Genomic DNA, 13,488 nt, shown 5'->3' with positions numbered 1-13,488 from the left:
ATGCTATCGGTTCTTCCTGTCAGCGCAAGCCCGGTATGCAGGTTGAACCTCCGTCCGGATCTCCGTGATGCAGCTACCGGTACCGGGAGGCGGAATTCAGGTACCTGATCTCCGCACCTCGGTACCGGTGGTTGATCTGCTGCACTGTCGGCGCTGCTACTGACGCGGATCCGGCCACTGCGGGGGATGTTCCGGTCCCTGCTGAGGGCCTTGCTGCGGGGCCTGGGGGAACTGCTGCGTCGGCACGCCCGGGTAGCCGGGGAGACGGGTAGCCGGCGGATACCCCGGCATCACCGTCGCACCCGGATAGCCGGGCAGACCAGGCAGGCCGGGCATCCCCGGCACCCCGGCCACAGCCACCGGACGTTTCCGGTAGACGGTCACCACCGGGTACATCCCGGCATCCGCGGCGGCACGGGCCTCCCGGTGACTGTGCACCCAGATGGACGCCAGGACCGCCATACCGCCGACCCACACCAGGGCCATGCGGACCAGGGCGGCCGCAGTGGAGTCCTTCTCCCAGTCCGGCATGAGGTTCCACAGGGCGTGCACCGCGAAACCGGCACCCCAGCCGCCGAGGACCCAGCCGGCCCGCTGCATGCCGGTGAGGTCGGCCCGCAGCAGGGCGACACCGATCGCGTAGCCGACCAGCCCGGTGCACAGCGCGTGCAGCAGCGGTCCGGCGACCAGGCGGATCAGCCACATCTCCAGTACACCCTGCACGTCCGAGACCGCATGGGTCGGGGCGAGGGATATCGCGTACAGCGCATTCTCGAAGGCCTCGAAGCCCACGCCGACCAGTACGCCGGCGACGAGCCCGTGCCACGGGCGGTTCCACCAGGTGCGCCCGGCGAAGAGCAGGAGCACCACACCGAGGGCCTTGGCGGTCTCCTCCGGCCATGCGCCGGCCAGGGACCAGGCGATCTGTGGCATCCCCCACCCGACGGCGAGCTCCGACAGGTGCTCCGAGGACGTGAACCCGCCGAGCACCACACCGCCGGTCACTCCCCACAGAATCGCTGCGAGGGCGAGCAGGACCGGCGTCCCGCGGTAGAGCAGTGTGCGGGAGACGATGAACCAGACCACGGCGGCGAAGACCACGCCGAGGCCGAGGGCGAGCATCGTAGGTCCCGGCCCGGGGAAGAGCATCCCGCCGAGCAGGGTGAATCCGATGACCAGTGCGCACAGGACGGTCACCACCAGCAGGGAGACGGTGAAGACGTCCCAGAAGAACTTCAGACGCGGACGCGCTGTCGGCGGGTGGGAATCGTGCCAGGCGCGTGGTACGGAGACGATCTCCCAGTCGGGTGCCCCGTTCCCGGTCGGCGGAGTGGTCATCGTACTCATCGCATCCTCCACAGCAGGTCAGGCAGCGCAGCGGACACCTGGTGGGGCGAGGCCCCGCTGACCACGAGGGTGTACATCACGTCATTCGGTCCGGTGAAGGCCGCCGCCTGCGCGTAGATACTGTAGCGGGCGACCCGGTGGTAGCCGGAGAACGCGTCGGACGCCGTATCCGGCGCATCATCCGACGCACCACCCGGCGTGTAGTTCACGTCCTGGACGTTACCGCCACCGCCGGCTCCACCGAACCCGCCGAAGCCGTCCTCCGGCGACCAGTCGTTCCAGTCGTCGTCGGAACCGTCGTCGTAGTCGTAGACGAAGGTGTCACTGACCAGGACGTTCTCCACGGAGGACGCCAGATCCGGGTGGAACAGGGAGCTGACGTCCTCACGGACGAAGTCCATCGGGTCCTGGTCTTCCGACCAGGCAGCCCGGACCGCGCGGTCGGCGGAGTGGGCCAGGTCGGAGTCCGTACCCGAGGCGTCCACCCCGGCGGTGCCGACGAGGTCGACGAGTACGGAACCGCAGTCGGCGTAGAGGCTCGCCATGCCCGGCTGCATCCGCGGGGCACTGCAGGAAGAGTCGAGGTCGGACAGGTCCGGAGCCCAGTCGCCCCAGGTCAGGACGGTGTCATTGGCGGCGTCCCCGAGGGTGTCGTAGTCCCCGTCGACGACATCACGGTCGACGGGCAGCGCGAAGGGGACACAGAGGACCAGCAGCGCCACCCCGAGGACACCGAACCACGCCGAGGTACGGCGGGTGCCGGTGGGCAGGGTGAGGTACCGGCCCTCGGGATCAGGGTCCGGGGTCAGGCCAGGGGTCAGACCAGAAGTGGGCGGCGGAGGCACCGGGCCAGGGGACCCGGGCGGGACAGGGGGTTCAGGCGGAACGGCGGCGATCGGCACGGTGAAGTCTCAGTACAGGGTTATCTCGGTACAGGGTTGTCGCAGCCGTCACCAGATGGTGACGCGCTGCTCCTCATCGAGCCACATGCCGTCACCCGCGGAGACCCCGAAGGCCTCGTAGAACTCCGCCACATTCGAGACGACCACGTTGCAGCGGTACTCGCCGGGGGAGTGCGGGTCGATGGCGACGTACTGCGCCGCCATCTGCGGGCGGATCGCGGTCTGCCAGATCTGCGCCCAGCGCAGGAAGAACCGCTGCAGCACCGTGAACTCACCCTCGAGTCCCTCGACCGGGGCCGTCGGTGCGGTCTCCACGGTGACCCCCTGCTCGGCGAGCCAGCGCTTCAGCGCGACCACGGCGATCCCGAGACCGCCGAGGTCACCGATGTTCTCACCCAGGGTGAACTTCCCGTTGACGGTGTGCTCGGTCTGGCCGCGCTCGGCCAGACCGGTGGGAACCAGACCGTCATACTGGCCGACGAGTCTGTCGGTCAGCGCGGTGAACGCCGCCCGGTCTTCATCGGTCCACCAGTCGTTGAGGTTGCCTTCGCCGTCGTACTTGGAACCCTGGTCGTCGAAGCCGTGACCGATCTCGTGACCGATGACCGCACCGATCGCGCCGAAGTTGCCGGCCATGTCCGCATCCGGATCGAAGAACGGCGGACGCAGGATCGCCGCGGGGAAGGTGATGTCATTGCGGACCGGATTGTAGAAGGCGTTGACGGTCTGCGGAGTGGCGAACCACAGCTCCGGGTCGGAGGGCTTGCCGAGCTTGCCGACCTCGAATTCGTGGTTGAACCTGGTGATCCGCCGGTAGTTGTCCATCAGGTCTGCACCGCGCGGGCTGAAACTGATCTCCGAGAAGTCACGCCAGACCTCCGGGTAGCCGATCCGGGCGCGGAAGGTCGACAGCTTCTCCAGCGCCTTCTCACGGGTGGTGGGCGTCATCCACGCCAGATCGCTGATGCGCTCACGGTAGGCGGCGAGCAGGTGGTCGACGAGGTCTACCATCTTCGCCTTGTACTCCGGCGGGAAGTGCTTCTCGACGAAGACGCGTCCCACATCCTCACCGATCGCGCCGTTGACCAGGGTCAGGGCGCGCTTCCAGCGGTCACGCTGCTCGGTGGCACCGGAAAGCGTCCGGCCGTAGAAGTCGAAGGACGCCTCGGAGAACACCCGCGGCAGTTTGCCAGCACGGGCGGTGACGACGTGCCAGTAGGCCCACAGCTTCCACTCGTCCAGGTCGTGGGCGGAGTATCCCTCGCCGCCGGCCGCGCCGGGCACGAGGGTGGCGACGTGGTCCAGGTAGCTCGGTTGGGAGACGATCACCGAGGGTGAGTTCTCCTCGGTGATGCCCACGCCGTCGAGCCAGGCGGCGAAGGGGAAGCCGGTCGGCAGGTCCGCGTGGGTGGTGGGGTTGTAGGTCTTCTCCGCGTCCCGACTGGCGACCGTGTCCCAGTGGCCCTTGGCCAGGTCGGTCTCGAAGGCGATGAGGGCGTCGGCGGCCTCCTGGGCGGCGGCTGCGCCCGTACCGGCGAACCGGCCCGGACGCTCCTGGGCCTCGGTGAGTTCCAGGTAGCGGGCGACGAAGCCGCGGTAGGCCTCGCGGGTCCCGGCGTGCTGGTCCTCGCGGTAGTAGGCCTCGTCCGGCAGTCCCAGGCCGGTCTGCACCAGGTAGGGGACCTCGATGCCGTCACCGGAGCGACCGGCGTCCTTCTCGGTCCAGAATCCGAGGACACCGCCCACGCCGCTGCGGTCCAGCTGCGCCAGCACATCGACAAGCTCTCCGATAGAGGATGCCGCGCGCACCGGGTCGAGGTCCGCGTCGAGTACCCCGAGGCCCGCGGACTCGATGCCGTTGTCACCGTCCTCGTCCATGAAGGAGGAGTACAGCGCGCCGATGCGGGTGTCCGGGTCGGCCCCCTCGACGATGGCCTTCACATCCAGTTCTGCACGGTCGCGCAGCGCGTGGAAGGTGCCGTCGACGGCGCGGTCGGCGGGGATCTCGTGGGTCGCCAGCCAGGTGCCGTTGACGTGCCGGTAGAGGTCGTCGGCGGCCGTGGGGGTCGGCCGAACGGCCTCGGTGATGTTCTCGGGGAGCTGGTGGGCGGCCTGGGCAGATTCAGTCATGCCCACCACTCTAAGGACGCCGCGACGCCCGCGCTCCCGGAGGGGCCACCGAGCCGGTCAGCTCATGGTGAACTTCATCGGCCCCTCGGACCACAGACCCGAGCGGGTGTGCTCCTCGGTGGTGAGCTCGGCCTCCTTCGGCAGCTCGCCGGTGGAGGACTCGAACGGGGTGAGACGCATGAGGATGCCCCAGTCACGCTGCCAGTCATCCTGGAGGTAGGTCGGCATCTCCTCGCTCGTGGTGGTCATCTGGACCAGGCCACCGGCACCGCCGCCGTAGTAGTCCTGCACCGGGGAGTGACCCTTCTCGGCGGAGTGGTCCGGGGCGATGCGGAAGGTCGGGACCTCGGCGACGCCGGCCCAGTGATCGTAGGGTCGCTGGCAGGGGAACTGCAGCGGGGTGGCCCAGTCGATGAGGGTGGGCTCGTCCGGTCCGACGACGTCATTCATGCTGACCAGGGTCGGGACACGCGGCGGGGTGACCGCCAGCCACTGGTCGGCGGTGACGTTCTTGTCCTTGGCGACGATGCGGACGACGTCGGCGTCCTCCGGCAGCCACTCCATCGGGACGCGCAGGTTGCGCCACTGCGGAGAGGTCTCGATGTCGAGCGGGACGATCGAGCCCATCGGCTCGAAGGAGTCGTCACCGGTACCGCCGGTGGACTTCCCGTACTCGATGGTCAGCTCCTGGCCGTACTGGAAGACACCGTTGAGGTCGTCGTGGGCGATCTCGCCTGCGGCGGAAACGACGAGCAGCGGGGCGTCCTCCCGGCGTTCCGGCAGGGAGTACCAGGAGCTCGTGGTGTTCGCGACCTCCTGCAGGCCGTCGGTGTAGGAACCGACGACCGGGACGCGGGTCGGGTCGATGCCGAAGGGCAGGGTGGCGAAGGAGCCGTTGATACCGGCCTCGGTCTGCAGACCACCGGCGGTGCCGTCGGTGGTGGCGTCATCGTCGGAACTGCCGAAGGTGTTTCCGGCGGTGGCGGAGGTCGCCGGGGTGCCGGTGCCGTCGTCGTCGCCGGAGTCCTGGATGCGGTCCGGGATGTTGTTCGAGGCGAAGCCACGGGTGGAGTCGCTGACGAGGGAATCCTTGAAATCGGTGCCGTCGGCGGGGGTGAGGAAGGAGTCGTTCGTGTCGGACTCGACGCGGACGTCGGAGGCGGCATTGCACTTGTCGCCGGTCAGCGACATGAGATTGCCCTTGCCCACCGAGTACGCCGGCCACTGGGAGATGAAGCCCTTGCCCAGCGAGCCGAGGTTGAACACCACGACCAGGGCGGTGAGCACGGCGATAGGGGCGGCGGCGACACCGCCGAGCTGGCGGGCACGGTCCCGTTCCTTGTCGGTTGCCTCGGCGACCTCGGCGGCGGTGGTGGCCTTCGCCTCACGGATGTCGGCGAGGAAGCCGATGACCACACCGACGAGCATGACGACGACCGAGCCGATCATCATCACCGTGGAGATCTCGATTCCGGCGATCTGCACCGGCTTGTCGAACCACGGCACGCCGAAGCTGGACATGTACCACCAGCCGTTCGTGCCGGACAGGGAGAAGGCGAACAGCAGCAGGCAGGCACCGATGAACAGGATCCGGTTGCGGGCCGAGCGCATCGCCATGGTGGACGCCGCGACCGCCGCCAGGGCGGCCAGTCCGGCGGCGATGCCGGCGTACACGCCGAAGTGGTGGGTCCACTTGGTGGGCGTGAAGGTCATGAAGAACATCGTTCCGATGACCACGAGGGTCAGCCGGACGGCCGGGCCGTTGGCGGTGCCCGGGACGCGACGGTTGCGCAGCATCGAGGCGACGACGACGCCGAGGCAGAGCAGCATCATGAGGACGCTGAACCGGCGGGGGAAGGAACCGTCGACAGTCTGCTTGAGGAGTTCGGTGTAGCGGGAAGGCTCGTCGTACCAGGACAGGGACGGGCCGACCGCGCCGCGGACGCGGATCGACTCGATGACGGTCGACAGGGTCTGGTCGCCGAAGACACAGATGAGCACGGCAGTGCCGGCTGCGAGGAAGGGGGCGATCTGTGCCATGACGGCGCCGAAAATCTTCTTCTTCGGGGATCCCTTCGGCGCACCCAGGGCAGGCAGCCGGCGGATGACGATGCGGATGAGCCCGGACAGGGCGGCGAGCAGGGCGGCGACGGCCATGAGGCCGGTCGGGCCGGCGGCCAGGGACAGCGAGGCGACGATGACGCCGAACGCGGCGGGCAGCAGTCGGCTCGTCGCGATGGCGCGCTCCATACAGACCCAGGTCAGCAGTGCGCCGAGGGCGATGACCGGCTCCGGACGAAGTCCGTTGTTGAAAGTCATCCAGAAGACGAGGAAGACCGCGGCAGCGGTCCAGTGCGCGACCCTGCGGTTGTTCAACGGCGCGCCGAGGCGAGGCAGGACCTCACGGGACAGCAGCATCCAGACGAGGAATCCGGCGAGCAGACCGGGCAGACGCATGAACGTCGAGGCGTCGGAGATGCGGGTCATCACAGCGAGCAGGTCGTAGTACGGGGCGCCGAAGGGGGACTCCGGCACACCGAACCAGCGGTAGTAGTTCGCCATGTAGCCGGATTCGTGGCTGGCCCGGGCCATGGTGAGCAGGTAGCCGTCGTCAGAGGTGTTCGCGCCGATGAAGTACCAGATCAGCAGGATGCCGCCGACGATGCCGTCGAGCCAGCGCGGTCGCCACCAGTTCGCCGGCAGGAAGCGGCGGTGGGTGCGGGTCCGGCCGTCGAGGCAGTCGATGCGGTGGAGTGACCACAGGGCGATGACAGTGAATAGGAGGCCGAGGACCGCGGCGGCGATCTTCATGGCAGAGGGGGATGAGGTGAATCGGGAGTCGATCGTGACATCCACGTTCAGCCCGGCGTCCACGGCAGCCTGCGTGTTCTCCGGGGTGTCCGTCAGCTCGGTGTAGATACCGGTGAGCATCGGACGCATGTCGTCGGGTGCGAGGCCGTCGAGCACCGCGCCGTCGGAGGATTCCCGGGCGGCACCGGAGACATCGGCGATCTCCGCGGCGCCGGTGGCGTCCGGGACCCAGGCACGGGTGCCGTCGGCGGAGGAGGAGATGCGCAGCACCGCGTCCGAGGGGAGGTCGGTGAGGGTGGCGTTGTCGATCGACAGCAGGACCGAGTTGCGGTTGATGACGTCGAGGCCGTTGTCCGTGGAGCGGACGAACAGGCCGCGCAGCGTCTGGTCCTCGGAGTCCTCCGGGACGGTGGACAGCACCGTCGTCTGGCCGTCGTTGAGGTCACGGACCTCGGAGACCGGGATGGTGATGTCCAGGTCCTGTGCCTGGTAGGAGACCAGCGGGGAGGTGACGCTGCGCAGGTCACCGCCCTGCGGCCAGGAGTAGCTCGACTGGACCTGCTGCACCGGGAGCAGCGGGATCAGGCAGAACATCAGCAGGCCGAGCAGGCCTGACACGATCGCTGTGAGCTTCAACCTGGAAGGGTTCACCGGGGTGGCCGGCGTGCCGGTCGGGTCCTGTGGCGAATGGGACGCGTCGGGGGCTGCTTCATCGACTCGTGACATAGGTGCACATGTTACGTCAGTACCGCAGTGCGTCCTAAGTGGTTGGTGCTATTGCGTCACTCTCGTACCGCCAGCACGAACGGTCCGATCTGACGCAGCGTCCACCCCTCGCTGAATGCGCTGGCATGGAAGCTGACCGGGCGGAACCGGACATTGGGGTCGTTGGGGTAGATGTCCTCGGAGATCCGGTAGGAGAAGGAGTCGATCTCACCGCTGCCGTCGTCCTCGAGCTGACCGCGCAGCAGCAGGGCGTCCGGTGAGCGCCAGCCCCGGTCACGGTCCGCGGCGTCCATCGCCTCACGGAGTTCGGTCGGGTCGTCGATCTGCGTCCACCGCTCGATCTCCGCGTTGCGCTCCTCGTACTCACCCAGCGGGTTGGCGTAGTGCGAGGAAATCGCCTGGAAGACCGGGTAGGAGTTGTAGGCCACGAAGCTCTGCTCGTCGGTGAGGACGACGGTGTCCGCCGGGTTGTCACCGCGCAGTTCGCGGATCGCGGCGTCGACCTCGTTGAAGTAGACGGTGGAGTCCGCCGGGAGGGTGTCGCCACGCTCGGCATCACCGTCGGTGTCGGTGTACGCCAGGTCGATCTCGTCACGCAGGTGCAGCGGCACGGACACGGCGTACACGGCGGTGGCGAACACCAGCAGGACGCCGAGCACTGCGGTGACCTGCGGCGCACGCTGCGGGGTGACGAGAACGGGGTAGGCCTTCGCCACACCCGAGCGGCGCAGCTGCTCCAGGGCGAGGACGCCACCGGTGACGAGGAACAGGGAGATCGGCAGTTCCATACGGAAACCGAGGAGGGTCGTCCCGCGCAGCGGCATGATCATCGACAGGACCACCCAGGCGTAGGCCACGACCAGTCCGGAGAGCAGGCACTGCACGGTGCGGTCACGGAAGTTCAGCACCATCCACACGATGCAGACCAGGGACAGGGCGCCGACGACCGAGAACTCGAAGAACGGGGTCGGGAGTTCGGTGCCGATCTCCGGGAGATAGTGCTGGGCGCGGCCGGTGGAACCGTGGGAGGAGGTCAGCAGGGAGTAGAGGTACGGGCCCCAGCCGATCAGTGCGATGATGCCGGAGCCGACGCCCACGGTCACCAGGCGTAGCAGGGGCGGCCAGGGGGAGGTGCCGGCGTCGGCGCGGCGTCCCTTCCAGGCCTGCCAGGCGATGACGAGGGCGACTAGCGTGACGGACGCCGCGGAGATCCCGGTGTAGAGGGTGTAGAGGTTCGCCGAGACACCGAGGTAGATGATGAGTCCGGCCATCGCAGCCCGGGAACCGCGCATCGCACGGCCCGCGATCGCCGCGGCGGCGGGCATGCCGACGGCGACGATGGCGGCGTAGGGCTCCTCGGGGGCGACGTAGAGGAGGGTCACGGTGGTCGCCGCCGCGATGATGCTGGCCAGCGGCAGGGAACCGGTGATCCGGTGCCACACGGGGACGAGGACGGACGCCGCCACCGCGAGGGTGATCAGGGCCCAGGGTTGGAAGGCTGCCCAGCCGGAGAGGCCGGCGAGCTTCGCGAACATCCCGCCGGTGAGGAACCAGAGGCGCGGGTAGAAGCTCGGCATGTCCGGGTAGGCCATGTCGCCGAAGCCGGGGTCTTCGGTCATGCGGGTGAGGAACTGGGTGCGGAACGCCTGGTCGACGCTGATGCCGCCGAGGTAGAGCCGGGTCGCGGCCAGGGGGATGCCGATCAGGGTGATGACCAGGGCGGCAGGGGCGAGCCAGCAGACGAGGGTGCTGAGGACGGTCTTCCACCGGGGTGTCGCGGCGCCCGAGGTGCCCGGGGTACGCGGGTGGAGCATCCGGTAGATCACCAGGCCGAGGACCGCGAGCACGAGGATCGCCCCGGCGCTGGCGAGCGCCTTGGTGACGTTCGAGTTGGAGAACGCGGGCAGGTGGGTGCGGGCCAGGACGATCCACGCCGCCAGCGTCACCAGGGCGGCGAGGACGCCGGCCCCGACAACCTGACCCACGAAGTTCAGGGCACCGGGACGGGGCGAACCGGTCCGGGTGGTCGCCGGGGTGCTCTCCGTGGCACTGTCCGGGACGGTGTCCGTGGCACTGCCTGTATCGCTGCCCGGGGAATTCGACGCGCTGGTGGAGGCGGAGTCTGTCATGGTCGTGATTGTTCCACACCGCGCTGGGCTCCCGGGGTAGGGGCGCGTTCCGGTACCTGCCGGATGTCAGGACCGGTATCGGGTGAGCTCCACTGTCGCTACCGGTACCGGGGTGCGGTGATCAGGTACCTGAATTCAGCGCCCCGGTACCGGTGGCTGCACGGGGCGCAGAAAAGCCGGGCTCAGTGACCCCGCGGATTGTGCAGGATGCCCCGGATCCCGGAGTGGAAACCGTCGCGCAGGTGGATGCGCTGGTTCTCCGACAGGGTGACCTCGTGGAGGGTCTGGCAGGCGAACTGCACGAGCGGTTGGTTGATGGCCTGGGGCAGGCCGCCGCCGGAGAGGGTGTGGACATCATCGCGCTGGTCGGCGGTGGCGGCGTGCTCGTACCACCACACCGCGTACTGCTGGCCGACGTCGAAGGGGCTCTGCTCACCGGTGCTCTGCCAGATCTCGTTCGGCAACGGGACATAGCGGCTGCGCATCCGACGCCGCGGCGCCATCATCGACGGGTTGGGGCGCGCCGCCGGGGTGTCGTCGGCGGATTCCGGGGCACCGCCCGGGGTCAGCGGGGCGGGTGCAGGGTCTTCGACCTTCGGCGCAGCGTCCCTGGGGCCCCTGGCTTCGGCATCTTCGGTCTCGGCGCCCTTGGTCCCGGACGCCGCGTCGGTTGTCGCGGCAGCGTCTGTCGCGGTGCCCGGGACCGGCTTCTCGGCGACCTCGGCGACTGCGGCGAACTCAGTGTCCTCCACTGGTGCGGGGGCGGCCGGATGCCGCTTCTTCTTCCTCAGGTCGGGCACGACTGAGGTGCCGCTGAGATCTTCGACGGGCTGGGCGTCCCCCAGGGGCTTGTGCCGTGCCTGGCTCTCCGGTGCGGGTTCAGCGGCGGCCGTGTCCGGGGTGGCGCCCCCGGTGGCCCCGGTGCACTCCGTGGCGTCGGCCGCGTCCTTGTCCTCCCCGGCGGTGCCGCAGACGGAGGTGGGCAGCGGGCCCTCGAGGATCTGGAGGCGCATGCAGTCGCGGAAGTCCTCGCGCGGATCGAGGATGGTGGTGGAGTCGCAGGCGAAGCGCAGGTTGGAGGACATGGAGTCCCAGCCGAAGCCGTAGAGGTGGACGCGCACGCCGGCGTCGACGGCCTCCTCGACACCGGGGATCATGTCAGCGTCACCGGAGACGAGCACGATATCGCTGCAGGTGCCGGTGAGGGCGGCCTTGACCATGTCGGCGACCAGGCGGGTGTCGACGCCCTTCTGGGTGCGTCGGTCGCCCCACTCGATCAGCTGGCCGGTGCGCAGCTGCACGCCGGGTTCGGAGCGCAGTGCGCGCTGGTAGCGGTGGGGACCGGAATCGGGGATGCCGTCATACCAGTTCTGCCGGTGAACGGGCTGGTCAAACTGGTTGACGGCCATCCGTTGGATGACGCTGACCACCTCAGGTAGGTCTATCTCCAACTGTGATCTCGCTCCAGTCTCCCAGGAGTTGTAGAAGCTCGCGAGAAGGTAGGAGGTGTCCACGAAAACAAGGGTTCGCTCAAGCATGACTGTCAGTCCTCAATCACAGTTATCGGAAAATGTGTAGGCCCCAGTGTGCCCCAAGGGGGACGGGGCAGGGGGAACACCGGTCCACCGAACCCTTGTCACGGGTACGTGTTGCGCTCTGGGTTGGTTACTGGAGTAACCAACCCACTCACTACCGCTCACCACAACGAGGACGCGCCGGGAGGACGGTCATGGACGAGACCACCGCACCGCTGTTCCGGCAGATCGCGGACCTTGTCGAGGACTCGGTCGTCGACGGTTCCCTCGCCGAGGGGGACCGTGCGCCGTCGATGAATGAACTGGCGTCCTTCCACTCCATCACTCCGGCGACCGCCCGCAAGAGTCTGCAGCTGCTGGTGGACCGCGGCATCCTCGCGAAGCGGCGTGGCCTGGGAATGTTTGTCGAACCGGGTGCCCGCGACCGTGTCCTCGACCGTGTCCTCGACCGCGTCCTCGACCGCGTCCTCGACCGGCGCCGTGAGGCCATCGCCGCCGACTACCTCACCCCCTCATCGATGAGGCCCGCTCCCTCGGGCTGACGCGCGCCGACCTCCACGAGCTCGTGGAAAGCACCGCAGAAGGCAGAGGACTGGAACCATGGCTCTCATACCGACGCCGCCTTCCACCTCCGCGAGGTCACGAAAAAGTGCGGGCGCACCACCGCGCTGGACGCTGTGACCTGCGAGATCCCGCTCGGACACGTCCGCGGTCTCATCGGCCGCAACGGTGCCGGTAAGGCGACGCTGCTGCGGACCCTCGCCGGGCAGATCCGCGTCAGCGGCACACTGACGCTCGGTGAGGAGGGTGATGCGTCCCCCGGTGTGGGACAACCGTGGCGTCCTCGACCACCTCGTTCCCGCCGGCGCGGACGTTCCCTATCCGCCGAACATGTCGGTGCGGACGCTCATGGACATCGCAGCCGCCCGGTGGACCAGCTGGGACGAGTCCTTCGCCACGGAGCTGGTCGGGCGCTTCGGAGTTGACCCGAAAGCCCGGTTCCCCTCACTCTCGCGCGGACAGGAGACCCTGGCCAGCCTGGTGATCGGGCGGGGAGTCCGCGCGCAGGTCACACTGCTCGACGAGCGCTACCGGGGCTTTGACATCCAGAGACATCCAGAACCGTGATCTCCGCTACAGCGTCCTTCTCGGCGAGATCACTGCGGATCCGGACCGCACCTGGATCATCGCCCCCCGCCACGTGGAGTACACCGAGCTGGGCGTCCGCGCCCACGACCTCGGACTGTGGCTCAGCGAACCGGATCCGGAGCACGCGGTGCTGGCGCGGGGCGGTGGCATGGGGCTCGTGCCGCTGCTGACCCGGCTGGCGTCGCGCTGTTCCATGCGCGAAGTCCGGGGCATGGCGAACTGGTGCCAACGTAAAATCGTCTCCGACCAGCAGGTTTGTGGCGCTGAGGGGTGCTGTGTAGATTATGTCTGGTCAGCGCGACCGATACCGCCGGTCACCGGCCCGAGAGGGACGAGGACTGAGGCGGAGGACAACGGCGCTGGAACGTGTACGTCACATCGGGTAACGGACTGTTTACCCGGCGGACATCTTCGGTTTGCCCTCGTGCACCGGGTGTTGTACAGTATCGGTCACAGCCGCTTCGGAGCTCGCCTGATCAAGGGTGAGTGATTCGTTGTGTGCGGATGTTGTTTGAGAACTCAATAGCGTGATGAATCAAGTTTTTGTCGCATGGTCGGCAGATGATGACTTGGGTTGGTGCCGGCACGTGGGTGACTGCGTGTTAAATACTGAATCTCAGGTCTGTTCTGTCGGTTGTTGTGACCGGCGCATGGTTTCCCGGTCCCCCGACCGGGAGCATGCGTGGATATTCATTTTTTGGATGTCAGCAGTTCAGTATATTTATTTTTGCCAGTGATGGCTCTTTATGGGGTTTATTG

7 protein-coding genes and 2 pseudogenes are annotated in these 13,488 nt (G+C 68.0%); 3 read left to right on the top strand and 6 right to left on the bottom strand.

Going from position 1 to position 13,488, the window contains the following annotated elements:
• Positions 1 to 156: 156 nt before the first annotated feature.
• The 6 genes from Q0A27_RS04665 to Q0A27_RS04640 all read right to left on the bottom strand — a co-directional run bounded on the left by Q0A27_RS04665 (position 157) and on the right by Q0A27_RS04640 (position 11,583).
• A complete protein-coding gene (locus Q0A27_RS04665) occupies positions 157 to 1,347 on the bottom strand; it encodes a PrsW family intramembrane metalloprotease (protein WP_291473903.1) in 1,191 nt (396 codons plus the stop codon).
• On the bottom strand, positions 1,344 to 2,192 hold the full coding sequence (locus Q0A27_RS04660) for a hypothetical protein (protein ID WP_291473902.1): 849 nt from the start codon (positions 2,190 to 2,192) through the stop codon (positions 1,344 to 1,346). Before Q0A27_RS04660 ends, Q0A27_RS04665 begins: the two co-directional genes overlap by 4 nt.
• 105 nt (positions 2,193 to 2,297) lie before the next feature.
• A complete protein-coding gene (locus Q0A27_RS04655; protein WP_291473901.1) occupies positions 2,298 to 4,379 on the bottom strand; it encodes a M13-type metalloendopeptidase in 2,082 nt (693 codons plus the stop codon).
• Positions 4,380 to 4,436: 57 nt separating this feature from the next.
• Positions 4,437 to 7,916, bottom strand: a complete 3,480-nt coding sequence (locus Q0A27_RS04650) for an arabinosyltransferase domain-containing protein (RefSeq protein ID WP_291473900.1) — start codon at positions 7,914 to 7,916, stop codon at positions 4,437 to 4,439.
• A 56-nt stretch (positions 7,917 to 7,972) separates the two neighbouring features.
• The gene (locus Q0A27_RS04645) at positions 7,973 to 10,045 is read right to left on the bottom strand and encodes a galactan 5-O-arabinofuranosyltransferase (RefSeq protein ID WP_291473899.1); all 2,073 of its coding nucleotides are present in this window, start codon (positions 10,043 to 10,045) and stop codon (positions 7,973 to 7,975) included.
• Positions 10,046 to 10,227: 182 nt separating this feature from the next.
• Positions 10,228 to 11,583, bottom strand: coding sequence for an NYN domain-containing protein (locus tag Q0A27_RS04640; protein ID WP_291473898.1), 1,356 nt, complete (start codon positions 11,581 to 11,583; stop codon positions 10,228 to 10,230).
• A gap of 191 nt (positions 11,584 to 11,774) precedes the next feature.
• Between Q0A27_RS04640 and Q0A27_RS04635 the strand changes: the two are divergent.
• From Q0A27_RS04635 to Q0A27_RS04625, 3 genes and pseudogenes are all read left to right on the top strand, one after another.
• Positions 11,775 to 12,175: pseudogene (locus Q0A27_RS04635) on the top strand (GntR family transcriptional regulator); the annotation flags it as partial.
• 82 nt (positions 12,176 to 12,257) lie between these two features.
• A pseudogene (locus Q0A27_RS04630) lies at positions 12,258 to 12,368 on the top strand (ATP-binding cassette domain-containing protein); the annotation flags it as partial.
• Positions 12,369 to 12,390: 22 nt separating this feature from the next.
• The gene (locus Q0A27_RS04625) at positions 12,391 to 12,708 is read left to right on the top strand and encodes a hypothetical protein (protein WP_291473981.1); all 318 of its coding nucleotides are present in this window, start codon (positions 12,391 to 12,393) and stop codon (positions 12,706 to 12,708) included.
• Positions 12,709 to 13,488: the final 780 nt, after the last annotated feature.

This window comes from Corynebacterium sp. (genome assembly GCF_022712275.1).
GTDB lineage: Bacteria > Actinomycetota > Actinomycetes > Mycobacteriales > Mycobacteriaceae > Corynebacterium.
Note: the sequence above shows the minus strand (reverse complement) of the source record. Positions and strands in the feature narration are given on the sequence as shown.